This window comes from Kitasatospora sp. NPDC051984 (genome assembly GCF_044593455.1).
GTDB lineage: Bacteria > Actinomycetota > Actinomycetes > Streptomycetales > Streptomycetaceae > Kitasatospora.
The window spans coordinates 23,909-49,722 of record NZ_JBIUCB010000019.1; the positions used below are offsets into that span (position 1 = coordinate 23,909).

General features: G+C 73.0%; 27 protein-coding genes. 13 read left to right on the forward strand and 14 right to left on the reverse strand.

Features of this window, described 5'->3' with window-relative positions:
- The first annotated feature begins 94 nt into the window (after nt 1–94).
- Nucleotides 95–1,033 (forward strand): carbohydrate kinase, encoded by a 939-nt coding sequence (locus tag ACIHEI_RS28595; RefSeq protein ID WP_396608675.1) that lies wholly within the window; start codon nt 95–97, stop codon nt 1,031–1,033.
- Nucleotides 1,034–1,045: 12 nt separating this feature from the next.
- Here ACIHEI_RS28595 and ACIHEI_RS28600 read toward each other — a convergent pair whose 3' ends face one another.
- Nucleotides 1,046–1,783 carry an SDR family oxidoreductase gene (locus tag ACIHEI_RS28600; protein WP_396608676.1) on the reverse strand — a complete coding sequence of 246 codons (738 nt, stop codon included), beginning with the start codon at nt 1,781–1,783 and terminating at the stop codon, nt 1,046–1,048.
- Between the two features lie 91 nt (nt 1,784–1,874).
- On the opposite strand from ACIHEI_RS28600, the gene ACIHEI_RS28605 reads away from it, so the two are divergent.
- A complete protein-coding gene (locus tag ACIHEI_RS28605) occupies nt 1,875–2,759 on the forward strand; it encodes a LysR family transcriptional regulator (protein WP_396608677.1) in 885 nt (294 codons plus the stop codon).
- Nucleotides 2,760–2,768: 9 nt separating this feature from the next.
- On the opposite strand, the gene ACIHEI_RS28610 is transcribed toward ACIHEI_RS28605, so the two are convergent.
- On the reverse strand, nt 2,769–3,992 hold the full coding sequence (locus ACIHEI_RS28610; protein ID WP_396608678.1) for an FAD-dependent monooxygenase: 1,224 nt from the start codon (nt 3,990–3,992) through the stop codon (nt 2,769–2,771).
- A gap of 62 nt (nt 3,993–4,054) precedes the next feature.
- Nucleotides 4,055–4,738, reverse strand: coding sequence for a histone deacetylase (locus ACIHEI_RS28615; RefSeq protein ID WP_396608679.1), 684 nt, complete (start codon nt 4,736–4,738; stop codon nt 4,055–4,057).
- A gap of 90 nt (nt 4,739–4,828) precedes the next feature.
- Here ACIHEI_RS28615 and ACIHEI_RS28620 point away from each other — a divergent pair, with 90 nt between their 5' ends.
- Both ACIHEI_RS28620 and ACIHEI_RS28625 read left to right on the forward strand, forming a co-directional pair.
- Entirely contained in the window at nt 4,829–5,419 is a 591-nt protein-coding gene (locus ACIHEI_RS28620; RefSeq protein WP_396608680.1) for a TetR/AcrR family transcriptional regulator, read from the forward strand.
- A 14-nt stretch (nt 5,420–5,433) separates the two neighbouring features.
- On the forward strand, nt 5,434–5,832 hold the full coding sequence (locus tag ACIHEI_RS28625; RefSeq protein ID WP_396608681.1) for a hypothetical protein: 399 nt from the start codon (nt 5,434–5,436) through the stop codon (nt 5,830–5,832).
- Between the two features lie 184 nt (nt 5,833–6,016).
- On the opposite strand, the gene ACIHEI_RS28630 is transcribed toward ACIHEI_RS28625, so the two are convergent.
- From ACIHEI_RS28630 to ACIHEI_RS28640, 3 genes are all read right to left on the reverse strand, one after another.
- Nucleotides 6,017–7,057, reverse strand: a complete 1,041-nt coding sequence (locus tag ACIHEI_RS28630; protein ID WP_396608682.1) for a hypothetical protein — start codon at nt 7,055–7,057, stop codon at nt 6,017–6,019.
- A gap of 398 nt (nt 7,058–7,455) precedes the next feature.
- Nucleotides 7,456–7,980, reverse strand: a complete 525-nt coding sequence (locus tag ACIHEI_RS28635; protein ID WP_396608683.1) for an SMI1/KNR4 family protein — start codon at nt 7,978–7,980, stop codon at nt 7,456–7,458.
- A gap of 412 nt (nt 7,981–8,392) precedes the next feature.
- Entirely contained in the window at nt 8,393–9,034 is a 642-nt protein-coding gene (locus ACIHEI_RS28640) for an NADPH-dependent F420 reductase (protein ID WP_396608738.1), read from the reverse strand.
- A gap of 87 nt (nt 9,035–9,121) precedes the next feature.
- Here ACIHEI_RS28640 and ACIHEI_RS28645 point away from each other — a divergent pair, with 87 nt between their 5' ends.
- The 6 genes from ACIHEI_RS28645 (at nt 9,122) to ACIHEI_RS28670 (ending at nt 13,341) form a co-directional block, all read left to right on the forward strand.
- On the forward strand, nt 9,122–9,472 hold the full coding sequence (locus ACIHEI_RS28645) for a winged helix-turn-helix transcriptional regulator (RefSeq protein WP_396608684.1): 351 nt from the start codon (nt 9,122–9,124) through the stop codon (nt 9,470–9,472).
- A complete protein-coding gene (locus ACIHEI_RS28650) occupies nt 9,469–9,741 on the forward strand; it encodes a hypothetical protein (protein WP_396608685.1) in 273 nt (90 codons plus the stop codon). Before ACIHEI_RS28645 ends, ACIHEI_RS28650 begins: the two co-directional genes overlap by 4 nt.
- A gap of 762 nt (nt 9,742–10,503) precedes the next feature.
- Nucleotides 10,504–11,562 (forward strand): hypothetical protein, encoded by a 1,059-nt coding sequence (locus ACIHEI_RS28655; protein ID WP_396608686.1) that lies wholly within the window; start codon nt 10,504–10,506, stop codon nt 11,560–11,562.
- Nucleotides 11,563–11,615: 53 nt separating this feature from the next.
- Nucleotides 11,616–11,792: a hypothetical protein gene (locus ACIHEI_RS28660; protein ID WP_396608687.1), complete on the forward strand. Its 177-nt coding sequence runs from the start codon at nt 11,616–11,618 to the stop codon at nt 11,790–11,792.
- 542 nt (nt 11,793–12,334) lie between these two features.
- A complete protein-coding gene (locus ACIHEI_RS28665) occupies nt 12,335–12,706 on the forward strand; it encodes a hypothetical protein (protein WP_396608688.1) in 372 nt (123 codons plus the stop codon).
- Nucleotides 12,707–12,822: 116 nt separating this feature from the next.
- Complete coding sequence (locus ACIHEI_RS28670; RefSeq protein ID WP_392951076.1) at nt 12,823–13,341, forward strand: GNAT family N-acetyltransferase; 519 nt, start codon at nt 12,823–12,825, stop codon at nt 13,339–13,341.
- On the opposite strand, the gene ACIHEI_RS28675 is transcribed toward ACIHEI_RS28670, so the two are convergent.
- Both ACIHEI_RS28675 and ACIHEI_RS28680 read right to left on the reverse strand, forming a co-directional pair.
- Nucleotides 13,314–13,877 (reverse strand): GNAT family N-acetyltransferase, encoded by a 564-nt coding sequence (locus tag ACIHEI_RS28675; protein WP_396608689.1) that lies wholly within the window; start codon nt 13,875–13,877, stop codon nt 13,314–13,316. The genes ACIHEI_RS28670 and ACIHEI_RS28675 overlap by 28 nt on opposite strands.
- A gap of 189 nt (nt 13,878–14,066) precedes the next feature.
- Nucleotides 14,067–14,465: a VOC family protein gene (locus ACIHEI_RS28680; RefSeq protein WP_396608690.1), complete on the reverse strand. Its 399-nt coding sequence runs from the start codon at nt 14,463–14,465 to the stop codon at nt 14,067–14,069.
- 92 nt (nt 14,466–14,557) lie between these two features.
- Here ACIHEI_RS28680 and ACIHEI_RS28685 point away from each other — a divergent pair, with 92 nt between their 5' ends.
- Nucleotides 14,558–15,547 carry a helix-turn-helix transcriptional regulator gene (locus tag ACIHEI_RS28685; protein ID WP_396608691.1) on the forward strand — a complete coding sequence of 330 codons (990 nt, stop codon included), beginning with the start codon at nt 14,558–14,560 and terminating at the stop codon, nt 15,545–15,547.
- A gap of 39 nt (nt 15,548–15,586) precedes the next feature.
- Here the strand turns inward: ACIHEI_RS28685 and ACIHEI_RS28690 are convergent, their stop codons facing one another.
- The 6 genes from ACIHEI_RS28690 to ACIHEI_RS28715 form a co-directional block, all read right to left on the reverse strand.
- The gene (locus tag ACIHEI_RS28690) at nt 15,587–18,724 is read right to left on the reverse strand and encodes an NACHT domain-containing protein (RefSeq protein ID WP_396608692.1); all 3,138 of its coding nucleotides are present in this window, start codon (nt 18,722–18,724) and stop codon (nt 15,587–15,589) included.
- A gap of 2 nt (nt 18,725–18,726) precedes the next feature.
- A complete protein-coding gene (locus ACIHEI_RS28695; RefSeq protein WP_392951089.1) occupies nt 18,727–19,044 on the reverse strand; it encodes a trypco2 family protein in 318 nt (105 codons plus the stop codon).
- Nucleotides 19,045–19,117: 73 nt separating this feature from the next.
- Nucleotides 19,118–21,451, reverse strand: a complete 2,334-nt coding sequence (locus ACIHEI_RS28700) for an ATP-binding cassette domain-containing protein (protein ID WP_396608739.1) — start codon at nt 21,449–21,451, stop codon at nt 19,118–19,120.
- 51 nt (nt 21,452–21,502) lie between these two features.
- A complete protein-coding gene (locus ACIHEI_RS28705) occupies nt 21,503–22,024 on the reverse strand; it encodes an SRPBCC family protein (RefSeq protein WP_396608693.1) in 522 nt (173 codons plus the stop codon).
- 35 nt (nt 22,025–22,059) lie between these two features.
- Nucleotides 22,060–22,617: a TetR/AcrR family transcriptional regulator gene (locus ACIHEI_RS28710; protein ID WP_396608694.1), complete on the reverse strand. Its 558-nt coding sequence runs from the start codon at nt 22,615–22,617 to the stop codon at nt 22,060–22,062.
- Nucleotides 22,618–22,706: 89 nt separating this feature from the next.
- The gene (locus ACIHEI_RS28715) at nt 22,707–23,588 is read right to left on the reverse strand and encodes a LysR family transcriptional regulator (protein WP_396608695.1); all 882 of its coding nucleotides are present in this window, start codon (nt 23,586–23,588) and stop codon (nt 22,707–22,709) included.
- A 158-nt stretch (nt 23,589–23,746) separates the two neighbouring features.
- Here ACIHEI_RS28715 and ACIHEI_RS28720 point away from each other — a divergent pair, with 158 nt between their 5' ends.
- Entirely contained in the window at nt 23,747–24,199 is a 453-nt protein-coding gene (locus ACIHEI_RS28720) for a hypothetical protein (protein ID WP_396608696.1), read from the forward strand.
- Nucleotides 24,192–25,793 carry a multicopper oxidase family protein gene (locus tag ACIHEI_RS28725; RefSeq protein ID WP_396608697.1) on the forward strand — a complete coding sequence of 534 codons (1,602 nt, stop codon included), beginning with the start codon at nt 24,192–24,194 and terminating at the stop codon, nt 25,791–25,793. The genes ACIHEI_RS28720 and ACIHEI_RS28725 overlap by 8 nt, the downstream gene beginning before the upstream one ends.
- Nucleotides 25,794–25,814: the final 21 nt, after the last annotated feature.

Consider the following 25,814-nt stretch of genomic DNA (forward strand, 5'->3'; position numbering starts at 1 on the left):
CCCCGGGCCGGTCCGCATTGACGCGGGGCGGGTCGCGGTGATGGAGTCCGGACCGGGTCCGATGTGCGTCTGCCCTGATGGGAGGCTGGTTTCGATGGCGGGTCGGTCGATCACCGTGGTCGGGGAGTGCGTCGCCGACGCGTTCGTGGAGCGCGGCGCGGCGCGGCCGGGGGAGCTGGCACTGCGGGTGCTGCCGGGCGGGGGTCCGGCGAACACCGCGGTGGCGCTGGCCCGGCTGGGCACGCCGACGCGGTTCCTCGGGCGGATCTCCACCGACCCGTTCGGCGAACTGTTCCGCGCTCACCTGGCCGGCTCCGGCGTGGACCTGTCGGGCACGGTGCGGGCCACCGAGCCCAGCACCCTGGCACTGGCCGCGCTCGACGGCGACGGCCACGCCGACTACTCGTTCCACGCCGAGGGAACCGCCGACTGGCAGTGGACGGAACGGGAGTTGGCGGCGGCGCGCGCCGACGGCGCGGTGTGCGTGCACACCGGTTCGCTCGCGCTGGTACGCGAGCCCGGCGGCCCGCGGATCGAGGACCTGCTGGCCGAGGTGCGGGACGGCGCCACCGTCTCGATCGACCCGAACGTCCGCCCGCTGCTGGTCGACCCGGCGAACTACCGGCGCCGAATGGCCCGTTGGTGCTCGCTCGCCGACATCCTGCGCCTGAGCGCCGATGACCTGGCCCACCTGCTGCCCGGCACCACCCCCGAACAGGCCTGCGGCCACTGGCACGAGGCCGGCGCCCGCCTGGTGGTGATCACCCTGGCCGAGAACGGCGCGCTCGCCTCCCTGGACGGCCGACGAATCCGGGTGCCCGCGCCACCGACCACCGTGGTGGACACCGTCGGCGCGGGCGACTCGTTCACCGCCGGGCTGCTCCACTCGCTCGCCGAACAGGGCTTCCTGGGAGGGAGGTTGGACGCGCTGACACTCGACGGCCTCGGGCGGGCCTGCGACTTCGCGGCGCGGGTCGCGGTTCGGACGGTGGCGGTGGCGGGCGCCAACCCGCCGTGGGCGGGGGAGCTTTGAGCCAGGCCTCGATCACCAGGGCAGTGGGCCGTCCTCGTTGAAGAACTGGCCGCTCGGCCCGTCGGCGGGCAGGGTGGCCAGGCGGATGGCGATCGTGGCGCCCTGGGTGGGGGTGCGGGTGCCGCGGTGGTCGTTGAGGTCGGTGGCGCAGTAGCCGGGGCAGGCCAGGTTGACCAGGATGTCGGTGTCGCTCAACTCCTTTGCGTACTGCACGGTTACGGCGTTCAGGAAGGTCTTGGACGGCCCGTAGGCGGCCGAGGTCGGGCCGGTGAACGCCTCGGGGTCGGACTGGAGCGTCAACGACCCGACGCCGCTGGACATGTTGACGATCCGCGGGGCGGCCGAGCGGCGCAGCAGCGGCAGGACGGCGTTGGTCACCCGGATCACCCCGAGCACGTTGGTCTCCATTACCTGCCGGATTCCCGCCAGGTCGGCCGTGGTCGGCTCCTGGCGCCAACCGCCCGCCACCGCTGCGTTGTTGACCAGGACGTCGAGCCGTCCGAAGCGCTCCGTCAGCAGCTCGGCCGCGGCCGTCGCGGAGTCGTCGTCGGTGACGTCGAGCGGCACCCCGAACGCGTCCACGCCACGGGCACGCAGGGTCCGCACCGCGTCCTCGCGCCGCTGTGCGTCGCGGGCGCCGACGCCGACCTGCCAGCCCAACGTGCCGAGGCCCGCCGCGATTTCGTATCCGATGCCCTTGTTCGCGCCGGTCACCAGCGCCACGGTCCGCCCGTTCGTGTTCTCGTTCATGCCGTCCATGCTCCGGGCCGGTCCGGTCCGGTGGCAAAGACCGATCCGGTTGCCCGGCAATACCGTGCGGGTATCGCCGTAGGCTGGTCCGGTGGAGACCAGGGAACTGCGCTACTTCGTGGCCGTGGCAGAAGAGTTGAGCTTCGGACGGGCGGCGCGGCGGCTCGGAATGGCGCAGCCGCCGCTGTCCCGGGCGATCGCGCAACTGGAGCGGCGGCTCGGCACCGTCCTGCTGGAACGCGACAGCCGGGGCGTGGCACTGACCGCCGCCGGGCGGGTGCTGCTGCGCGAGGGCCGCACCGCGCTGGCCGCGGTGGCCGCGGCCGAGGCGCGCACCCGGCGGGCCGGGCAGCCGCCCGGGCTGGTGGTGGCCGCGAAGGCCGGCGCGTCCACCGAGCTGCTCGCGGCGCTCCTCGACGCGTACGCCGCCGGGACCGACCCGGAAGCGAGCCCCGTGCCGGTGGACGTCCGGCTGTGCCAATTCGGCGAGCAGGGGCGGCTGTTGCGCGAGGGCGAGGTGGACGCGGCGCTCCTGCACCTGCCGTTCGACTCCACCGCCGGACTGGACACCGAAGAACTGCACACCGAAGGCCAGATCGCCCTGCTCCCGGCCGGCCACCACCTGACCGGCCGAACCTCGCTCCGGATGGCCGACCTCGCCGACCTGCCCGGACTGCCCGCGCCGCGCTACCCGCGCCACGACGGCAGCTACCCCGACGGCCCCGGCCCGGCAATCCGCGACCACACCCAACTCTCCCAGTTGGTCGCCCTCGGCCGGACCCGCGCCGTCCTCCCCGATTCCTCTCGCAGCCTGCTGCGCCCGGGAGTTGCCGTCGTCCCCGTGCTCGACGCCCCGACCGTGACGACCGTACTGGCCTGGGCCCCGACCAGCCGGTCCCGCCCGCTGGCCGGGCTGGTCCGGGCGGCGAGCGTGGCCTTCGGCGGTGCGAACATGGCTTCTGGAGAAGGCAGTTGACCGGATCGGTCAGCGTTCGGCGAGGTTCTCGAGGGCGGGCGGCTGCCAGGTGTAGGTGGGGGCGGATCGGTCGAGCAGGACCCTCGCGGGGAGGCGTCCGGCGAGGGTGAGTATGCCGTCGCGGAGGAGGACGCCCGGGCGGGAGTGGGTGGCGACCAGGCGGCCGATGGTGTGGGAGCCGGCCACGATGCGGGAGGTGCGGGGGAGGCGGGCGTCGGAGTAGGCGCGGAGGGCGGCGAGTGGGTCCGAGGCGTGGTGCGGGGAGGGGAGGGCGGCGGCGAGGACCAGCGCGTCCTCGATGGCCTGGCAGGCGCCCTGACCCTGGAACGGTGACATGGCGTGCGCGGCGTCGCCGAGCAGCGCGACCCGTCCGCGGTGGAACGCCGGCAGTGGGTCGGTGAGCGCCCAGACGTCGTTCCGCAGTACCCGTCCGGCGTCGGTGCGGCCGAGCAGTTCGGGCAGTGGGGCGCACCAACTGCCGTACCAGCGAAGCATTTCGGCGTGCTCGTCGCCGTCGTCGGCGTGCTGTCCCGCCGGTGCGAGAGCGGCCGCGTACACGTACACCCGCCCGCCCGCGAGCGGCACGATGCCCGCCAGCGCCCCGCGTCCCCACACCTCGCCGACGGCGGTCGGCGGGTGGCCGGGGTCGTCGATGACGGTGCGCCAGGTGGTGAATCCCGAGTAGCGCGGCCCGGGATGGTCGGGGAAGAGCTGGGTGCGGGTGGCGGAGCGGATGCCGTCGGCCGCGACGACCAGCGAGGCCTCGTGCCGGCCGTCGCCGGTCTCGACCAGTGCGGGAGTGTGCGCGTCGCCGGCGTCGAGCAGGGTGGCCGGCGAGTCGGTGCGGACGGTGCCGGGCGGGAGGGCGTCCAGCAGGGCGGCGATCAGCTCGGCCCGGGCGACGCCCAGCACCGGATCGCCGAAGTGCCGCTGCACGGCCTCGGTGTCGGTCCGGGCCAGCCACCGGCCGGACGGGCGGCGCAGACCGACGGCAGGGTGCCGCACCGCGAGGGCGCGCAGGCGCGCGCCGACACTGAGAACATCCAGTGCCCGCAAGGCATTTGGAGCGAGAGCCAGCCCCGCGCCGACCGGTTCGAGGCTCGCGGCGCGTTCGTGCACGGTGACGGGGATGCCGCGCCGGTGCAGGGCGAGAGCGGCGGCGAGGCCGCCGATGCCACCACCGAGAACGATTGCGGGGCGGGCGTTGTGGGCGGGGTGCGAGGCGGACGGCATGGCGAAGCTCCGATCGGCCGACTGGACTACAGCTGTAGTTCCGGGTGCTGAGGCAGAGCGTACTACGGATGTAGTGCGCTGGGGCCGGCGGAGGCCGAGAGGATGGCCCGCAGGGCGGACCGGGGCGTCCAGCGGACGGTGGCGCCCGGGCGGGTGGCGAGGTAGACGGCGGATTGGGCGGGCGTCCAGCCGTGGGATTCGGCGAGGCCGGTGGCGATGGCGGTCAGGTAGGCGGCGGAGGGCGGGTTGAGGTCGGCGTCCGTGACCGTCCACGGGGAGGTGAAGGTGAGGACGGGGATCCCGTCGATGCTGCCGAGGAGAAGCAGCATCTCGTAGTGACTGGGGCCGAGTTGGTCGCGGCCGGTGGTCAGAGCCCGGGTGAGGTCCAGGCCGGCGCCGGGCTCGCGGCGCATCTCCTGCGCGGCGATGTCGCTGAACTGTCCGGCCGTGAGGAGGTGGGCCCGGGCCGGCATCTCGCCGTGGCGGGACGGGTCGTAGAACCCGATGCCGCCGCCCCACAGCGGCGACTCGTGCGCGAAGTACAGGATCCCGGGCAGTCGGATCGGCAGCGACCGCGCGGGCGGTGTGCGGTCGCGAGAACCCCGGTGCGTGCGGGCGGCGCCGGTCGGGCGTCCGCCGGTGAGGTAGCGCGCGAGGCGGTCGGCGCTCATGTTCGACCCGTACGCCGCGTACCACACCAGCGCGCCGGGGCCGATCGGCGCAGGTCGGGGGCGGGGCTTGTCCATGTCGCAGACGGTAGCGTCCTGCTGACACCGTGTGTGCGACGGCGCGGCGGGGTTTGGGAGTTGCGGTCGGGGCGCGGGATGATCGGCACCATGACTGTGGCGCGACCGACCCGGATTGCCGATGCGGCGATCGCCGTGATTGCCGAGCGCGGCCTGCGCGGCCTGACGCACCGGGCGGTGGACGAGGCCGCAGGCCTCCCGGTGGGCTCGACGTCGAACGTCGCCCGGACGCGCTCGGCGCTGCTCGAGGTGGCGCTGGTGCGGATCGCCGAGGTGGAGGCGGCCGGCATGGTGGGAGACGTGCCGACCCGGCCGGTCGGGGACGGCGCGGCGGCCCGGCGACTGCTGGTGCAGGTGGTGGCGGACGGGCTGGACCAGGCGCTCACCCCGGCCGGGCGAGTGCTGACGGTGGCCCGGATCGAGCTGGCACTGGAGGCCGCCCGGCGGCCCGAACTCCGGTCCGTCTACGACCGGTTGGGCGCCGGCTTCGTGGAGGTCGCGGTGCAGTTGCTGCGGGCGTGCGGCTCGGCGGAGCCGCTCGCGGACGCGCGGCGGCTGGTGCGCTGGTGCGAGGGCGTGCTGTTCAACGCGACGGCGGGCGGCGGCCACGCGCACCCGCCCGGCCGCACCGAGTTGGCGGCCGACGCCGAACGCTACCTGGCCGCGCTGCTCGACGGCTGAGCGGCGGACGTCCGGTGGCCGTCGAACTGCCCGAAGGATCCTGGTGGGACTGGGACGTGGTCTCTTGGGACCCGTCCCGCCTGGTGCTGGGCACGGGCCACGACCTCACGTACCACCACCTGCTCGAACTGCGCTTCGACGAGCCCGAGTTGGTGACCTGCCCCGCAGCCTTCCAGGACCCGGCCTTCCGCGACCCGACACCGGCCGAGACGCCGCGCGTCCAGCGCCAACTCGGCTCGCTGCCACCGGTGTTGGTCGCCTTCACAGCCGACGCGGGCGGCGCGGATCCGGCTGACGGGTTGATCGCGGCCGGTCGGCTGACCATCGTCCGGGGGACGGTATTCCGGTACTGGCGCGGTGAGTTGGGTCCGGACGAGCGCCACGCGCCGTGGGTGCGGCCCCCGGTGGGGTGAGATTCGCTGCCGCGCGCATTCGGGAGTGGGAGCCCCAGTTGGTGAAATCCCCGGGCGAGGCGGGCCCGACGGCCTGCGAGGTCGAGGACCCGGCCGAGGTGATCGGCCTGAAAAGTGGCTCCGTGACTCGAACGCCGAGCAGGCACCACAGCCCACAGGGGCGTGCCCGCCCGTCGGGCGTTGGTCATCGGCACGCGTCGTGGAACCGGCGCAGCCGGGGTGAGCGGATCGCGGGCAGTCGGACCAGGGTGTCCAGGAAGGCCCGGTGGTGGGCCGGCAGCGGGTACCAGGGGTGCGGTGGCAGTGGGTAGTCGTCGCGCAGGACGCCCGGCGGGAGCACTCCCGTGGCGGGCATCGGCGAGGTCTCGCCCGGTCCGGCGAGGTACGCCCAGACTCCGCTGTCCAGCGGCACCACCGTCGCACCGCCGTCGGACGGTTGCCACGGCTCGCCCGTGCCGGGGTGGCGGGGGACGAGCAGGACGTCCGGGCGGGGCCGGGGCTCGGGGAGGCCCGGGCCGGCCAGCCCCACCGAGCGGGTGTCGGGCCCGGGCGGGAGGTAGCGCGCCACGGCGTGGCCGAGCAGGTCGGCGACGGGGCCGGCGGGGAGGGTCACCGGCCGGTTCCCGGTGGCCACCACGAGGTGGGCCAGCGCGACGCCGACCGCGGCCTCCCAGCGGCGGCTCCACGACCCGTCGGGTTCGACGGGCGGGACTCGATGCTCGGCACGTTCCAAGTCCGCCCAGCCGGGCGGTGGTTGGGCCGGAAGCCCCGAGGGGCGGCGTACGACCGCGTCGGGCTCCAGCCACACCGCCTGCCACGAGCCGCAATCGTCGATCCGGGTCGCCACGGCCCGTCCGCACCCCGTGCAGGCCAGATTGGGCCCGTCCCGGCCGTCCACGCCCCGGCAGTAACCCTCGCACTTCTCGAGGATCAGCGTCATGGACCGGGAGTCGCCGGGCGCGATGACGATTTGGTTCCGCGCGCCGAAGGACACCGAGTACACCGGCGCGTACACCCCCTGCCGGGCGGCCGCCTCAGCCCCGACGTCCTCCCACAACCGCCAGGGCGGCCCGATGGGCCGGGGCTCGACGGCGTACGTCGCCGGCTCCATCAGCGGAGGATGAAGCTCCTCCCAGCCCCCGTGGTGGGTGTGAACGGGCAGTGCGACCCGGGACATCGGCGCCGTCAGCTCAGTGCCGCACCCGGCACACGCGAACACGTCCAAACAAGCTCCCTCTCGCTGCGGTTCCCCGGGATTTTGCCCCGTTCACGGCGGAGGATCCAGTGGATTGATTTGCCCCGTCCCCACCTGCACCGGACCGGCGGACATGCCGAGCGGACACGCCGAGCGGGTGCGCCGGGAGGGGGCGCCGGGAAAACGCGATGCCGCCCGCTCTCCGCCGGCCACAGGCTGCGCCTGGCCAGAGTGCCCGGGAGCAGGTGAGAGGCGTGCGGAGCGAGGAACAGGCGACGGGGGGGGCGGGAGTTCCCGGTTCGGTACCGTCACCCTGGTCTGGCACAGCGCCGACATCGCCCGCGGCCCACTCGCCGGGCACGTGCTGGACCACCGGACCGGTGACACCTACTTCGACGTGACCGTGGAACTGCTGCGGAAGGACGGTGTCACTGTTGAACTGCGGTGATGCGGGCGTGAGTTGACGCCGCCCCGGGGCGGTGTTCAGGCCTCGGCGTCGAACCACTCCTTGCCTTCCGCCCAGTGGGCGACCCAGCTGCGAAGCCCGGGGTGGCCGTGGTCCCGCCGAACGGTGCGCCGAACGGGGTGGCGCCCCCGCCGTCGACGAACCAGACGTGACCGCGGTGCTGTCCGGTGACAATCAGATGCCAGTACCTGCCGCAGCCGTCGGTGCCGAGCACGACCGAGCCGTGGTCGAAGACCGGCTCGATCGCGTCGTCGAGTTCCTCCTCCGGAGTGTCCTCGTCGGCCTCCCACACCCACTGCTCGACGAGCGGAAACGCCCGCGCCAGCACCCGCTTCCGCCGGTCGGCCCCCCAGTCGGTGGGCAACTCGGCGACCGGCACCAGCCCGTAGAACGGCGGCCCGACGGGCGAGCCGTCGGCGATCTCGGCGACGAAGGTCCGGTAGGGCTCCGGCAGGACGACGCCGTGCTCCGCCTCGAAGGCGTGCACCCCCGCCCAGCCGAGAGCGCGACTGCCTCCGGCGGCGGCGAAATCGTCGCGGAGGGCGGCGAGTTCGGCCGGGTCAGGGTGTTCTGTGTGCGTGGGGCATGAATAGCGGACGGCACCGACACTCAGCGGAGCGGGCGGGGTGCGGGACAGTGGGTGCTCGTTGTGGCTGCGGCCTGGGTAGACCGTCGCCCTGGCGCTCGACGTGAGCGCAGTGGCCTGTGCGGCGCGTCGAACGAACGATTCCTGGAGAGGCCGGCCCGCTGTTGCTCGCGTGAAACGGTTGTGTGCCGGTACAGCTGCCAGAGGCTGAGGGCGCCGACCTGCTCGACGTGCACTCTCCCGAGGAGCCGCCGAACTCCAGTGTGCTGCACGGTCGTTGCGGCAGCGGTCGTCAGGTTGGCGGGTGATCGGGTCAGCCCGCCGCGTGGGCGAGGGGTGGGGCGATGGCCTGGGCGTCGGCGTGTTCGCCGAGCCAGAGGCCGATGAAGAGGGCGGCGGTGGCCTCCAGGAGGTGGGCGCGGGAGAGGGGGCCGGCGTGGACGGGGGTGCAGCCGAGGTCGTGGACCAGGGTGGCGGTGTGGGCGAGGGCGTCCGGGTGGTCGCCGCAGAGGGGGACGGCGAGGGGGCGGCCGTCGAAGACCGGGGGCTGCCGGCGCCAGACGTCCTCGTGGCAGAGGTTGAACGCCTTCACCACCCGGGCGTCGGGTGCGGCCTCGGCCAACTGGTGGGCGGCGGACGGTCCTTGGCCGGTGAGAAGCTGGAAGCCGGGGCCGACCGGGTTGGCGCAGTCGATCAGGGTGCGGCCGGCCAGCGCGTCGCGCAGCTCGCGGACGACGCCGGTTCCCGCGCCGTACGGCAGCGCCGCGAGCACCACCTCGCCGGCCTCCGCCGCCGCGCGCAGACCGGCCGGGCGGGCGCCGTGGCCGATCCGGTCGGCGAGCCGGCGGGCCTTGGCCGCGTCCCGGCCGCCGATGGTGACCCGGTGACCGGCGCGCGCCCACTGGGTGGCGAGCGCGTCGGCCATCCGGCCGGTCCCGAGAACGCCGATCTTCAGGGAGGAATTCATCGACTGGTTCCATTCTGTGCGGGGTTCGACTGATCTCCTTCGACAGTACGGAGCCGGCCAGGCACCATTCGGTACGTGACGACGACCAACGACTTCCTCGCCGACTGCCGAGCCCGGCTCGCCTTTGACCTGCTCTCCAACACCTGGAACGCCGTGGTGCTCTGGTCCCTGCGCAACGGCCCGCGCCGCCCCGTCGAACTACGGGAACGGATCGGCGGCATCAGCGCGAAGGTACTCACCGAGACACTGCGCCGCCTGCAGTACCACGGCCTGGTCGAACGTCACCCGCAACGCCCCGGCGTAGCATACGAACTGACCGCACTGGGCCGTACCTTGCTGGCCCCGATCGACGCCTTCGGGGCCTGGGCGTTCGAGCACGGCGACGAGGTACTGGCCGCGCAGGAAGCGGCGGAGGGACGATCGTGAACCAGGTGCAACCAGGAGTCGCGGAGATCGCGGACTGGCTGAACGCCGTCGCCGAGGGCCGGGTCGACCGGGACACGGCGGACCGGTGGGCCGGGCGGTGGGTGCTGGACGATGCGCTGGAGTGGGACGAGGCGTCCTGGTGGGGGCTGAACAAGCTGTTCGGCATCGATCTGCGCTCCGGGCCCGGTGAACCTTACCTGCACGATGACGAGCAAGTGCGGGGCTGGGCAGTGGAGTTGGTGGAGCGGGGGGCTCGCGCGGGGGAGTGAGAGTGAGGTTCGGCCTGCTTGCCCACCGCTGAGCGCTGCTCACGTTTCACCGGGCGACGGTCCACCGAGTGGTGCACCCGGGTTCGGTGACGGCGTGGTGGGCGGGTAGTCGTCGAGTGGTGGTCCGCTGGAAGCTGGGGCTGTGCTGGTCCCGGCGAGCAGGACGCTGCGTCGAGGCGTTGAGCGGTGACGGTCCGGGGCGCTGCGTTTGGTGTTCGCGCGACGGGCGGTGACCTCCCGTTGGTGCTCACTGACGTGCCGCCAGATGCTGCGGGAGGTCACCGGCGCGATCGTCCTGATCGGCAGCGCGGTGATCAACTGGGCCTGGCTGCGCGGAACCCAGCCGTCGCCGTGTTCGGGCAGGGAAGGGGGCGGTGTGCGGCGTCAATTGCGAGGTCCCCGGCGTCTGCGGGGGCCGGGGAAATGCCCTGGTCGCGCGGGCACTTCCCCGGCCTCAGTGACATCGGGCCGGGGCCGTTCGGGTGACCCCCGCAGCGACGTGTGCGGACGTGGAGCACGGATTCGACCAGCAGCCCTGGGTTTCGCGGCGAGCGCCATGCCGGGCGGTGCGGTGCGGGCGGCGCGGACCGAGCGGGAGAAGGGTGAACTAACTGATGGTCCGTCGGTATGGAATGCGGGCCGAGTCGGCAGGAACCTTTTGACGGGCGGTTAGGTATCAGGGCAGTCCACTCAACCCCGTCCACTGCAGTCGGGCCCGCCGCCACCGAGTGTGCCGCCCGGCCGGGATCAAGAGGAACTTTCATGGCACCACAATTCCGAGGCACCGCGATGCTCGCGGCCGCCGCAATCACCCTGCTCGTTGCCCCCACCGCCGCCGCGGTCGGCGCCCCGGTCAGCCCCTCCGACTCCACCGCCGCCGACACCACCGCCGCCAAGCCGAACGCGGCCCCTGCCAACACGACGGCTGCCAAGCCGGCCAACACGACGGCCGCCAAGCCGGGCGCAGCTCCTGCGGGCACCACGACGGCGGCGAAGCCGGGTGCGAAGCCGGCGAACGCGGCGGGCGCGAAGCCTGCTGGTACGACCGCGGCCAAGCCGGGTGCGAAGCCGGCGAACGGGGCGGCTGCGAAGCCTGCTGGTACGACCGCGGCCAAGCCCGGTGCGAAGCCGGCCGACACGACGGCGGCGAAGCCGGGTGCGAAGCCGGCGAACGGGGCGGCTGCGAAGCCTGCTGGTCCGACCGCTGCCAAGCCCGGTGCGAAGCCGGCCGACACGACGGCGGCCAAGCCGGGTGCGAAGCCGGCCGGCACCACGGCCGGGAAGCCGGGCGTGGCTCCTGCCGGCACCACGGCCGCCGAGCCGAACCAGTTGCCCGCCGACACGACCGCCGCCAAGCCGGGTGCGAAGCCGGCCGACACGACGGCCGCCAAGCCGGGTGCGAAGCCGGCCGACACGACGGCCGCCAAGCCGGGCATGTCGCCCAACAACGGCACTGCTTCCAAGCCGAACCTGTTGCCCGCCAAGAACAACCTCAATCCGGGCATGTCGCTGGACAACATCATGGGCATCAAGCCCGGTCACTCGACCGGGTTCGGTGACGCTTTCAAGTTCGCCGGTGTCAAGACCCCCAGCGGCATCCAACGGCCGGGAGACGTGGCCACCCCTGGTGGCGTCCCGATGGCCGGTGAGGTTGCTACGCCCGGCGGGGCGCCCGTCGCGGGTGGCGTTCCCGGGAGCCAGGAGGTCAGCTCGCCGGTCGCGCTCCGGCCCGTTGACAAGGTCTACCCCGCGCTGCCGCCGCCCGGCCGACTCGTCCACGGCGAACCCGTCGAGCGTGCCGCCGCCGCGCCCGGCCGTTGACGTACTGGCCGCCCGGTAGTCCCGTCCACGGAGGAGCCGCCGGGGACCTGCGGATGCGGGTTCGGGGCGGCAACGCCGACGGGCAGTTCGGTGGCGGCAATGCCAATTCGCCGAGGAGCGGCCAGAGTTCGGTGGCCGACCTGCCCGGGACCGAACTCAAGAAGGTCACCGGCGTCGGCGTCAACGAGATCACTGCCCCCGTGACAGGCGACTTCGGCCTCGCCAACTGAGGCCCCGCGGACGGAGGTTGGAGGCCCGCACCGTCGGACGGTGCGGGCCTCCCGCGTTCCTGCGGCAGTTCGGGCGAGCGCGGCGTCCGGGCCGAGGTGTGCGGACGCGGTTCCGGGCGGCATCGCCCCGGCCGGCCCCCACCGCCGCGTCGCCGCAGGGCTGCGTGCCACCGCAAGTTCCGCACCGCGGCAGCATGACGACCCGGTCGGTGAACTCCTCAGCGCGCTGGAGGTGCGAACGACGCCGCAGATCGGCCGGGAGGGCTGAGGCGCCCTGGCGGGCTGCGGCCAGGGGCCCGCGATTTTTGGTCGTCGCGGCAGGTCATGGCCTGGCATTCTGTGCGGGCCGCCTTGGACCGTCCGATGGGGAACACATGAGCTATGACCTGGAGTGGGTGGAGTTGCCCGAAGCGGCAGCGGAAGCACGGACTCGGTGGGAGTCCTGCACCGCCCGTGGCCTGACCTGCGATCACGTTCCGAGGTGCTCGGAGTCCTACTTCTCGCTCACGGCGCCGTTTCAGTTCCAGCTGAACCTCGCGGGGATGGCGGTCTGCCGGGACGTGATGCGCCGCACCGGCATGACCTACCCGGCCGAGCAACAGCCCTTCCCCGCCTGGCCGTTCAAGGACATCGAGGACTGGCGGTCAGCCGACCAGGCCCGCCGGGACGCCTACGACGCGGCCGAGCGGGCCGCCTCGGCCCAGACCGTGGCCGGGCACACCGGGATTCCGGAGTTCAAGCTGCTGAGCAGCGGCCCGTGGCTGGTCGGTTCTCAGGAGATCACGCAGGCACTGGACCGCTACGAGGAGGAACCGGCCGACGAGCGCGCCGAGTTGGAGACCGGCGATCTGTGGCGCGAGTGGCTCGGGTGGCTGCGCGAGACGGCGGCCCATGGAGGCTTCAGGGTCGACTGAAGTCTGCTGCGGGTCCGGGCTCGGGGCTTCCGGAGTGTGGCCAGAACCGGTTGCCAGGGCGGGAGATGGGCCGTCGTAAGGTGAGGGCGAGCCGAGACGATCAAGGAGTTGACCCCATGCCGGACGAGATCGCGCTGCGCCCCGTCACCGCCGACGACCTCGACCTGTTCGAGCGTGAGTTCGGTGGGCCGGAAGGTGTCGGCGCCTACCAGTGGTTCGGCTTCCGTTCGGCGGACGGGTTGCGACGGCGCTTCGCGGAGAACGGCCTGCTCGGTGCGGACGGTGGCGTACTCGCCGTTGCCGAGGCCGGGCGGACGGTGGGGCGGGTCGAGTGGTTCGCCGGGAGCTGGGGGCGGCCGGAGACGTCTGCGTGCTGGACGCTCGCCATCGGCCTGGTCCCGGCGGCGCAGGGGCGTGGTGTTGGCACCCGGGCCCAACGTCTGCTCGCCGACTACCTGTTCGCCCACACGCGTGCTGAGCGGCTCCAGGCCTGGACGGACTGCGCCAACCTTGCAGAACAGCGGGCCCTGGAGAAGGCGGGCTTCTCGCGCGAGGGCGTCCTGCGTTCCGCGCAGTGGCGCGACGGTGGGTGGCACGACCAGGTGATCTACTCGCTGCTCCGCACGGACTCCTGACCGGTCGCGGTCACCGGGCGGCGCATGCACGCCCGGTCGGAGAGGTCGAGGCCGAACGCGGCCTCCTCGGTGAGGACTTGGCGCAGCCCGGGGGTGAGGTCTTCGTTCGGGAGTTCGCGGAAGCCGAGGCGTCGGTAGTACGGCGCGTTCCACGGAACGCTCCGGAACGTCGACAGCGTCAGAGCGGCGAGCCCGCGCCCGGCCGCCCACCCGGCGACGTGGTCGATCAGCTCGCGGCCCAACCCCCGGCCGCCGGCCGCCGGATGGACGCTGACCTGCTCGATGTGGGCACAGCCGTCCAGCAGCCGGACCAGTACGAACCCCTGCGGGCGGTCGGTGTCGTCCACGGTGACCCAGAGCTGCCCGAGTTGCTGGTGCGGGGCGAAGTCCTCCGCGCGGGGCGGCGGATTGTCCGCGATCTCCGCCATGCCGATGCTGCGGAAGGCTTCGCCGGCGGCGAGTTGGAGGGCGGGCAGCGACGGTAGGTCGGTGGGTGTGGCGAGTCGAATGGGCGGTGGTGGTGAAGTGGGTGGCATGGGGGTGACTTAACCATGCGGCGGCAGGCGAGGATCTCCTCGGGGGTGATGCCGATGTCGTTCGCGAGGGGTCAAGGCGGGGGAGGCCGGGGCGGACGCGGTGGGCGCGGACGGGGTGGCGCCGGCGGCCGGCACCGTTTCGGGCGGTGCCGGCCGGGAGCTCCGGCTGAGCGGCGGCTGCGTGTGGCGTCAGCGCGCGAACTTCTCGATGGCCTCCGGGGTGACGGGGGTGAAGAAGTTGACGAGATTGCCGTCCGGGTCGCGGAACAGCAGCGACCGGTTGCCCCAGGGCATTGTGGTGGGCCCGCTGACGAAGTCGGTCACGAAGCCGGTCAGGTTCTGGTGGACACGGTCCACGTCGTCGACGAGGAACTCGGTGATCACGCTGTGGTTGTCCGCCGGGCGGGCGGAGCCCGGGGCGAACAGTGGGACGGTGCGGGTGCCGGCGATCGCGAGGGTCGCGCCCGCGGTCGTGAGCTCGGCGAAGTCCTCGGTGGCCCATACGGCCCGCACTCCCGTGGCCCGCTCGTAGAAGCCGACGAGTCGCGCGACGTCGCCGGTGATGATGCGGATCGAGACGAAGTTCATGGAAATCTCCTTGGCCGTGCTGAGGCGTGCACGTCGGAGGCTAGGAGAAATAGTGGACAGAATCGGTCCTGTATTCGCGTTAGGCTGCGGACATGCCCCGACCCACCGGCCGCGTGCTGACACTCCTGGAACTACTGCAGTCGGGCGGCACCCGCACGGTGGCCGAACTCGCCGACCGCCTCGGCGTCGAAGGGCGCACCGTACGGCGGTACGTGGACCAGCTGATCGACCTGGACGTGCCCGTGGAATCGGTGCGAGGCCGCTACGGCGGATACCGGCTGGCGCCCGGCTACCGCCTGCCTCCGCTCATGCTCAGCGAAGACGAGGCGCTGGCCGTGCTGCTCGGCCTGGCCGCCGGCCGCCGGGCGGGACTCACCACGGCGGAGCGCACGGCGAGCGAGACGGCGTCGGCGAAGGTCCGGCGGGTGCTGCCCAAACACACCGCCCACCGGCTCGACGCACTTCTGGAAGCCCTCGCCTTCACAGATGAGCCCGGCGAGCCGGACCACCCGGACGCCGGGATCCTGCTCACCCTCGCCGACGCGGTGCGCTACTGCCGACCCGTCGCCATCCGCTACACCGACCGCGACGGACGGCACAGCGAACGCACACTGCACCCGTACGGGATCGTCGCCCATGGCGGCCGGTGGTACGTGACGGGCCGGGATGCCCGGATCGGCGAGGACCGGACCCTCCGACTCGATCGCATCGCCGCCGCGAGGACCCTGCCCGGCTCGTTCGAAGCACCGGCTGGTCCGGATCCGGTACAGCGCGTGCTGTCAGGATTCGCCACGGCCGAGTACCGGCACGAGGTGACCCTGCGGATCCACGGGACAGCCGAGCAGATCCGCGCGCACCTCCCCGCCGCCGTCGCGAGCTTGGAGGAGCATGAGCCCACGGCCGGCCGGGACCCGGCTGTCGAGCGCTGGTGGCAAGTCGAGATCCGGGCGCAGCGGCTCGACTGGGTGCCGCGGACACTGGCCGTGCTCGACCGGCCATTCGTCATCGAGCGCCCCGACGAACTGCGCGACCGCGTCATCGCGCTCGCCGACCGCCTGGCGTCCCACGCCCGCCAGACCTGACAGTTGAGGCATCTTCTCAGCCGCAGGTGTGGATGGGCATCAGCCACGGCCGGGCCTGGGCAGGTGTGCGGGGCTGCCCAGTTGGTGGACGGTGAGGTGGTCGGGCGGGAAGTGTTCCCGGCCCGCCAGGTGGGGTGGGGCCGTCGCGTCGGGAATGGTGAGGTGCAGCCGGAGGTGGTGGGGGAGCTGCGTCAGGTCGAGCGAGGTGCAGTTGTGGTCGGCCACCAGGGTCAGTCGTTCCAGGTCGGGGAAGAGGCGGCGAAGGTGGGCGATCGGGTAGTCGGAAGGGACGTCGATCAGCGTCAGGTGACCGACGCCGGTCAGTGGTTCTCGTCCGGGCAGTGCGGCGGGGTCGGGGGTCAGCAGGGTGAGGACCAGCAGTTTCTGCATGTTCCGCAGGATCGCCCACAGCTCGTCGAACCGTTGCTCGGCCCGGACGGAGCGAATGGCGAGGGCCTCAAGTGGCAGGCTGCGCAGCGGAGTCAGGTCGTCCAGCTCCGGGCACTGGTAGAGACCGAGACTGCTGAGGCGCGTCCACTGCCGGAGGAAGAAGATGTCCCGCAGCCCGGGGAGCGTCGACAGGGTCAAGTATTCGATCCGGTCGGCCAGTTGGCTCCATCGCCGTGGATCGACGGGCATGGCCGGTCCGCCGAGCCAGACGTGACGCAGCGTCGGGTGGCCGACCAGTGCGTCGATCTGCGCGGGCGACCGGAGCTGCACAGGGACGCCGGAGAGATCGGCCCGGTCCACCACCTGCCGGGCGAAGGTGTCGACCTCGAAGTGCGGCCACTGGTCGATCACATTCGGCAGCGGGTCCTCCTGCTCGGCCAGGGTCGCCAGCAGGGCGAGTGCGTCGGCCCCGCCGATGAGACCCAGGACGGTCGGGACCAGGGAGTGTGCTTCGGCCAGCAGATCCGGGTCGTGCTCGGCGATCTCCCGTAGCAGGGGGACGAGTTCCTCTCCGACGCCGGCCAGCTGGAGGGCGGCGACCTCGCCGGTGAGGAGAGTGGGGAGGTGGTCGCGGAGCCGGGCGAGGACGGTGTCGCGGACCTCGCCGTCGAGTTCCGGGGCGCTCGGGAGGCAGGTGGCGGCGAGGAGATGGATGACGGGCCTGAGATGGTCGGGGGCGGCCTTCGCGGCGGCGAGGACGGCGGTGAGGAGTTCGGCGCGTTCGCGGCGGCCGCAGTGGCCGACCGTCATGCGGATGACGTCGCCCCACTGCTCGTCGGCGGCGTGGCCGGCCAGCAGGCCGAAGTCGCGTTCCTCGCGGAACTCCATCGCGGCCAGGTAGTCCTGGAAGGTGCGGTGGATGAACTGGAAGGTCTCGGGGCCGGTTTCGGTGATCAGGCCAGTGCGGTTGAGGAGATGGATGTAGGCCGGCTCGGCATCGGTGTGCCGGGCGACGGCGGGCAGGTCGCGCAGGGCCTTGGCGAGCTGGGCGACGGCGTCGCGGCGATGCCCCTCGGACTGGTTGTTGCGCACCAGCCAGTGAGCGATCCGACGGAGCATCGCCAGCTGCTCCTCCTCGGACGCCTGGAGCTGCTCCGCGCCCTGCACCTTGCGGCCCTCGTCGCGCTTGACCAGCATCATCGCCATCGCGTCGCGGTACAGCGCCATCCGGTGACGCGGCAGTGCGCCGTCCGACTCCCGGTTCAGGGCGCAGATCATCGCGCAGAGCAGTGGGCTGTCGGTGAGCAGGGAGAGTTCCGGCACCGACTCCAGTGCGCGGAGCAGATCGGCCTGGTCCTGTTCGACCTCCTGCTGCCAGCGCCGCTCCTCCGCGTCGCTGTGCGGGGAGGCGAGGAGTTCGCGCAGGGCGGCTCGGTGCCAGCGTTCGATGAACTCGCGGCGGTCCTGACTGTTCATCGGACAGAGCAGCAGTTCGTCGAAGCCGAGGTGCGCGAGCCAGTCGCGGGGGACGGCGGAGGGGCGGACGGTGGCCACCGTCAGGAGGTCGGGGTAGTGGTCGAGGAGGCGTTCCAGCCAGCTCAGTGCCTCGTCGCGCTGCTCGTTCGGCACCTCGTCCAGGCCGTCGACGAGCAGGACGGCGCGGCCGCGGCGGAGCTGGCGGTCGGTCCAGCCGGCCGGTTGGCGGTCGGCGCACATTCGGTCGTCGAGGGCGAGGAACTGCTCGGGCCGGGGTTGCATGACGCCCTTGCGGTGCAGCTTGCGGAGTTGGAGGACCAGCGGGATGCGGTGGTTCAACGCGGCGAGGTCGTTGCCGAGGGTGCCGTTCATCGCGCCGACGGCCAGCCACTGCACGAGGGTGGTCTTGCCGGAGCCCGCCTCGCCGCGGATCAGCACCCGGCGGCGGCCGGCGAGGATCCGCTCGGCGCGCTGGGGGCCGAGGTCGGGACCGGTGGTCGTGGACCGGATCTCCAGGCTCAGGTAGGAGGTGGTGAGGTCCCAGCCGCGGCGGCCGTGGCCGGTCGCCTGGCGAAGGCCGAAGATCCGGATCCGGCCGTAGTCCGCCTCGATGGCCTTCGCGTAGTCGCGTTCGAACCTGCGGTCGGCGATCTCGGTCACGGAGAGGCCTTCCGCGCGCGGGAGTTCACCCAAGTGTTCGTACAGCGCCTCGCAGAAGCTGGGGTGGCTGAGCAACGCCGTCACCGTGACGAGCTCGAACTGGGAGTGTTCCCAGATGGCCGGCATTCGGTCCTGGACGGCGATGCCGAGCAGGTGGTCCCGGGCAACCGCGCCGGCACCGGACAGGCCCAGCCACGGTGAGCCGATGCCGCGTCGGGCCCGCGGCAGGTGCTGCTGGACGACCAGGACCTGGCGGCCGGTTCGCGTTCCGGCGGCCGGGGTCAGGGTGGCCAGTACCTGGACCGTGTCGAGCCGGCCCTCCTGGTCACGCCCTGCCAGCGGGAAGCCTGTCAGATGGCAGCCCAGTAAGGGATCGAGCGTATCGAGGGTTCCCCAGCGCAGTGGTCTGAAGCGTGCTGCCGCGTCGGCGGGGAGCAGGTCGCGATCGGCGAGCAGCAGGGCGGCGTCGAAGCCGGCGGACCGCCAGACGGTGGTGCAGGGCGTCCAGCCGGTGCCGCTGCCCAGAACGGCGGCCTCCGGTGACGGCCCGCCGACATGGGCCGCCGTCAGGATCAGCCTCGGGCTGAGCAGGAAGCCGCTGCCCTGGGTGGCGCCCCGGACGGCCGCCACGTGGTGGGGGCGAAGAGCCAAGGTCAGAATCCGTCCCGGCTGCCCAGGTCGTCGTTGGAGATGTTGACGCTGCCGCCGGTGTCGGCGTCCTTCGGGGTCAGGGTGACGGACACCTTGTGGGTCCGCGTGCCCGCCACGCCCGCCTCGGTGTCGGCGGAGAGGACCCAGGCCTTGATGCCGGCCTTGGCGCGGGCGTCGCGCTTCAGTTCGACGGTGAAGTCGAGGGTGACGGGGCCGACTTCGAACTGGATGGCCTGGCCGCGGCCGCGTTCGGAGGCGTCGAGGAGTTCGAGCCGGATCGCCTCGATCGCGTCGGCCAGTTCGATGTCATGACGGTCCATTGTTCGCCCCCACGGCTCGGAGTGTTCGGGGCCGAGCGTAGGGGGTGAGGATGTCAACGGTGGTGCGGTTGGGTCAAATTGAGCCGAGGTACGCGGCGAGGTAGGGCGCGGTCGGGCTGGTGGGGGTGGCGGCGACCACCGGCGGGGTGCCGGTGGCGAGGATGCGGCCGCCGGCCTCGCCGCCGGAGGGGCCGAGGTCGATGAGGTGGTCGGCGGTGGCGATCAGGGGGAGGTGGTGCTCGGCGAGGAGGACGGTGGCGCCGGCGTCGACCAGGCGGTGGAGTTGGGCGGTGAGGACTTCGCTGTCGGCGGGGTGCAGGCCGGTGGTGGGTTCGTCGAGGAGGTAGAGGGTGTGGTGGCGGCGGGCGTGGTGCAACTCCGCTGCCAGTTTGACGCGTTGGGCCTCGCCCCCGGAGAGTTCGGGCGCGGGCTGGCCGAGGCGCAGGTAGCCGAGGCCGACCTGCCGGAGGACGGTCAGGATGCGGGCGGCGGCGGGGACGTCGGCGAGGAACGGGGCGGCGGCGTCGACGGTCAGGGCGAGGACGTCGGCGATGGTGGCGCCGCGGTAGGTGATTTCCAGGGTCTGCGGGTTGTAGCGGCTGCCGTGGCAGTCGGGGCACGGGTTCCAGGCGGTGGGGAGGAACAGCAGCTCGACCTCGATCGCGCCCGCACCCTCGCAGGTCGGGCAGCGTCCGGAGGCGACGTTGAACGAGAACCGGCCCGCGTCGTAGCCGCGCCGGCGGGCCTCGTCGGTGGCGGCGAACAGTTTGCGGACGGTGTCCAACAGGCCGGTGTAGGTGGCCAGGTTGGAGCGCGGGGTGCGGCCCAGCGGGGTCTGGTCGACCGTCACCACCCGGCCCACGGACCGGTCGGTGGCCGCCGCGTCGGCGGCCGCGCCGAGCAGCGTCGACTTGCCCGCGCCGGAGACGCCCGTCACCGCGGTCAGGACGCCCAGCGGCACGTCCACGTCCACGCCGCGCAGGTTGTGCCGGGTCACACCGCGCAGGCGCAGCAAGCCAGTTGGGGTACGGCCCCGGGACGCGGGCGGGGGCGGCGGGTCGAAGAGGAAGCGGCGGGTCGCGGAGCCGGGCACCTCGCGCAGGCCGTCCACCGGTCCGCTGTACAGCACTTGGCCGCCGCCGGTGCCCGCGCCCGGGCCGACGTCCACCAGCCAGTCCGCGCCGCGCACCACCGCCATGTCGTGCTCGACCAGGAAGACGGTGTTGCCGGCGGCGCGCAGCTCGGTGAGGACCTCGCGCAGCGCCTCGGTGTCCGCCGGGTGCAGGCCCGCCGACGGCTCGTCCAGCACGTACACCACGCCGAACAGGCCGGAGCGCAACTGGCTTGCCAGGCGCAGGCGTTGGAGCTCACCGGTGGACAGGGTGGGGGCGGCGCGGTCGAGCGAGAGATAGCCGAGGCCGAGGCGTCGCAGGGCAGCGAGCCGGTCGGTCAGGTCGGTGGTGAGCAGACCGGTCGGGCCCTCGTCGGCGGTGAACGGGCGCAGCAGGGCGGCGAGTTGGTCGGCCGGCAGAGCGGCGAGCTCGGTGATGGGTAGGCCCGCGAACGTCACCGCCAGGGCCTCGGGGCGCAGCCGGCGGCCGTGGCAGGTCGGGCACGGGGACTGGGTCATGAACGCGGCTGCCTTGGCGCGGGTCGCCTCGCTGCGGGACTCGGAGAACGCCTTCAGCACCAGGCGGCGCGCACTGCTGTACTTGCCCTGGTACGGACGCTGGATCCGGCCCGGCTCGCGCTCCGGATGGACGGTCACCACCGGCTGCTCGTCCGTGAACAGGATCCACTCGCGGTCGCGGGCCGGCAGCTCCCGCCACGGCCGGTCCAGGTCCTGGCCGAGCGCGCCCAGGATGTCCCGCAGGTTCTTGCCCTGCCACGCGCCCGGCCAGGACGCGACCGCACCCTGCCGGATCGACAGCGACGGATCCGGCACCAGCGACTGCTCGGTGACCCGGTGCAGCACCCCCTGCCCGTGACACTCCGGGCAGGCACCGGCCGGCGTGTTCGGAGAGAACGCGTCCGAATCCAGCCGCGCCGCGCCCGCCGGGTAGTCGCCGCACCGCGACAGCAGCATCCGCAGCAGGTTCGACATGGTGGAGATGGTCCCGACCGAGGAACGCGAGGACGGCACCGAACGGCGCTGCTCCAGCGCGACCGCCGGCGGCATCCCCGTCACCGAGTCCACCTGCGGCGCCTCCACCTGCCGCAACAGCCGCCGCGCGTACGGCGAGACCGACTCCAGGTACCGGTGCTGCGCCTCCGCGAACAGCGTCCCGAACGCCAGCGAGGACTTCCCCGACCCCGACACCCCGGTGAACGCCACCACCGCCCCGCGCGGCACGGCCACCGCCACGTCCCGCAGGTTGTGCACCCGCGCGCCGCGCACCCGCACCATGCCGTCGTCGTTGCCGCCGCTGAAGATCTCCGTGCCGTTCACCGTGCCACGCTACCCCGCGACGCACCCCGCGGCGGGCTGCGCCACCGGGGCCGCCTGGTCGGAGGCGGCGGCGACGGCGACGGTGACGCCGACGGCGGCGAGCGGGGCGAGGTTGGCGAGCGCGGTGGCGAAGCGGGCCTGGGTGTCGCGGGCGGTGCGGCCGTGGAAGAAGGCGGCGAGCAGGCCGGTGAAGCCTTCGGACTGGACGACCCGGACCCGGCCGTCGCCGAGGTCGGTGATCAGGTAGGAGTGCTTGTTGTCGAGCAGCCCGGGCACCAACAGGCGTCCGGCGCGGGAGAGTTCGCGGCCCGGGTCGACCACGGTGAGCACCGGGCGGAAGGTCAGCTCGCGGCCGGAGGCGGTGCGGACCACCTCGGTCTGGCGGGCGCCGACGGCGAGTTCGCCCTCGACCCGGACCACCACCGGGTGCCACTGCGGGTAGCGGTCGTGGTCGGTGAGCAGCTGCCAGACGGTCTCCGGGGTGCCCGGGAACTCGGCTTCGGCGCTGACCTCGCAGGTGAACAGGCTCATGATGGTTTCCCCCGTGGTGATTCGGTCGTCGGGTGTCAGTGGTGGCGCGCGAGGGTGGTGTCCACCAGGGCGCGCGCGAAGCGGTCGTCGATCGGGTCGCCGCTGATCAGCACCCGGTAGTAGAGCGGGCCGACCAGCTGGTCGATGATCAGTGCCGGGTCGGCGTCGGCCGCCAACTCGCCGCGGGCGGCGGCCCGGACGAGCAGTTCGGCGGCCGCGGTGCGGCGCTGCGTCCACAACGGGCGCAGCGCGTCGCCGAGTTCGGGGTGGCGGGTGCCGGCGGCGATCAGCTCGGCCACCAGGGCGCGGGTGGCGGGCAGGCGCAGGCCGGCCGCGATCGCGGTGAGGGTGGCGGTCAGATCGGCCCGGACGTCGCCGGTCTCCCGGATCGGCGCGGTCTCGAACATGGTGGCGAAGGCGGCGACCACCAGATGGTCCTTGGTGGGCCAGCGCCGGTACACGGTGGTGCGGGCGACCTTGGCGCGGGCGGCCGCCTCGTCCAGCGCGAACCCCGCGTAGCCGCGCTCGCGCAGCAGCACGCGCGCCGCCTCCAGCACCCTGGCGTCGACGGCGGTGTCCCGCGGCCTGGCCATGTCCCCACCCCGATTCCGCTACGCGTGTCTCGTAATGAGGATGAGGCTAGTGGGCGCGGAGTCATTACGCAACAGCCGTAGCGGAATCCTCAGGGGCCGGTCGGCCAGCGCCAGTTGAGGAGGGTGGCGCGCATCAGGGTGGCGGCGGGGGAGAGGCGGGCGGACTCGGACCAGTGAAGGGTGAGGGTGCGCCGGCACGCGGGGTGGTCGACGGCGAGGAGGGCGAGGGGGAGGCGGGTGGCGATCTGGCGGCCGACGGCGGGGATCAGGCCGACGCCGAGGCCGGCGGTGATCAGGTCGGCGATGGCGGCGAGTTCGTCGCTCTCGCAGACGATCCGGGGCGGGTGGCCGAGGGCGGTGAAGAGCTGGTCGAGCAGGCGGCGGTTCCAGTGACCGGGGCGGGCCGTGATGAACGGGAGCGCGGAGAGGTCGGGGAGGGCGACGGAGCCGCGGCCGGCCAGCGGGTGGTCACGGTGCACGGCCAACCAGACCGGCTCGTCCAGGAGTTGGGCGCTCTGCAGGCCATCGGTGCGGACCGGCTGCGAGGCGACACACAAGTCCACTTCGTGGGTGCGGAGCTGACGGTCCATCAGGTCGGCCGAGAGCTGCCGCAGGTCGATCTCGGCGGCCGGGTGGGCGCGCTTGTACGCGGCCAGCGGGGCGGTGAAGGTCAGGAAGGTCTCGGACGCCAGCCGGACCGTCCCGAAACCGTCGCCCGCCGCCTCCGCGACGGCCCGGCGCCCGGCCTCCAGTTCACCGAGGGCCCGCTCCGCGTAGCCGCGGAACAGCCGGCCCGCCTCGTTCAGGCGCAGCCGGCCGCCACGGTCGAACAGCGGGGTGCCGAGCTCGTCCTCCAGCCGGGCGATGGTGCGGCTCAACGAGGGCTGGGCGACCCGGAGTTCCTCGGCGGCCCGGCTCAGGTGCTCAAGCCGTGCCACCACCAGGAACTGGGTCAGTGCGTGCAGGTCCATGGCCGCCCCCCGTGTTGCTGCAACGGGTCATCGCCGTCCATACCGGGAACGGCATAACCCCATAGCAATATTGATCTTAGACGGGATAGCCGCGGGGACATAGCGTCGAGGAGGTGCAAGTTCCGTACCCCGTACCAGAATTGAGGGAGTACCCCGTCATGGCTGTGTCAGCCGTCCCCGAACACGCCGAACCGGCCGACCGCGCCGGCCGTGCCGGCCGGACCGGTCCCGCCGGGCAGGTGCTGCGCGTGCTGGCCGCCGTACACATGGCGGCCGTGTACGGGCAGCCGGTGTTCGCCGGCGTCTACCTCAGTGGCTCGTACGACGGTCTGGGCTGGCACCTGGCCGGGGCCAACGCCGTCACCAGCCTCGGCTATGCGCAGCTGATCGCCGCCATGGTGTTCTGGTACCGCCGCCGGGTCGGCTGGCCGCTGACCGGCACCGCGCTGGTGGTGATCGCCGAGACGGTCCAGTACTTCGCCGGGATCGACGGCGCGCTGTGGCTGCACCTGCCGCTCGGTGTGGCCACCATCGCCGGCCTCACCGTCCTCACCGTCGGCCTGCTGCGCGCCCCGCTGCCCGGCCGGGCGCCGGAGGTGTCCGGTGAGTGAGCGCCAACTCATGGTCAGCAGGCGGCGGTTGCTCGCACTGGGCGGCGCGTTCGGGTTGCTGACGGCGGGCGGCCTGGCCTCGGCCGCGGCGCTCGCGCACCGGCCCGCCGGGACGGGCGGACTGCTGCGCAGCGGGATCGGGCTGCCGCCCGCGTTCCACGTGCCGCTGCCCAGGCCGCAGGTGCTGGCGCCGGTGTCCACCAGCGGGGGCGTCGACCGGTACGAGATCACCCAGCGGGAGGCCGTCGCCGAGATCCTGCCCGGCGTGCGCACCCCGGTGTGGACGTACGGCGGCAGCTTCCCGGGCCCGACCGTCGAGGCCCGCCGCGGCCGCCCCACCGTGGTCACGCACCGCAACGAACTGCCCGTCCCCACCGTGGTCCACCTGCACGGGGGACGTACTCCCGCCGAGTTCGACGGCTATCCCACCGACCTTGTGCTGCCCGCGAGTTGGCCCGAGAGCGGCGGCCACGGGGGACATGGCGGTCATGGTGGCGGGATGGCGGACCCGCGGGCCGTGCAGAGCCGCGTCGTGCGCGAGTACGCCTTCCCCAACGAGCAGCGCGCCACCATGCTCTGGTACCACGACCACCGGATGGACTACACCGCCCCCGCGATCTGGCGCGGACTGGCCGGGCTGCACATCATCCGCGAGGACAGCGAGAAGGCGCTCGAACTCCCGGACGGCGAGCGTGAGTTGCCGCTGGTGATCACCGACCGGGCGTTCGCCGCCGACGGCAGCCTGGTGTACCCGTCGCTGGACCCGGCGCTGCGCGACCGCCCCGGGGTGCAAGAGCCGTACATGGCAGGGGTGTTGGGCGATGTGATCCTGGTCAACGGCGCGCCGTGGCCGGTGCACGAGGTGGCGGCGGTGCGGCACCGGCTGCGCGTGCTCAACGGCTCCAACGCCCGCCACTACGAGCTGGAGGCGGTCGACCAGGACGGGCGGGCACTGGAGTTGGTGCAGATCGGCGCCGACCAGGGCCTGCTGGCCGCGCCCGTGACGCACCGCCGACTGCCGCTCGCGCCGGCCGAACGGTACGACCTATTGGTCGACTTCGGCCCGGTGCCGGTCGGCGGGACGGTCCGGCTGCTGAACCGCCTGGGCAGCGGCCGGACCCGGGAGGTGATGGCGTTCCGGGTGGTCCGGGCGCAGCGGGAGGACACCCGGGTGCCGCAGGCGCTGGCCACCGACCTGCCGGAGTGGCGGCGCGAAGAGGCTGTCCGGACAAGGGAGTTCGCGTTCCGCGCCGGACGGATGGGCGAGGGCCACGGCTGGCTGATCGGCGGGCGCCCGTTCGACCCGGCGCGGGAGGACGTCGGCGTCCGGCTCGGCGACCTGGAGGTGTGGCGCCTGATCGCGGACGTCCACCACCCGATCCACCTGCACCTGGTCGGCTTCCGCATCCTGAGCCGGGGCGGCCGCGCGCCGCTGCCGCACGACGCCGGACTCAAGGACACCGTCTCGCTGCGGCCGGGCGAGGCCGCCGAGATCATCACCCGCTTCGACGGCTACCGCGGCCGGTACCTGTTCCACTGCCACAACGCGGAGCACGAGGACATGGGGATGATGGCGAACCTGGAGGTGCGGTGAGACGCCTGCGGGCAGCGGAGG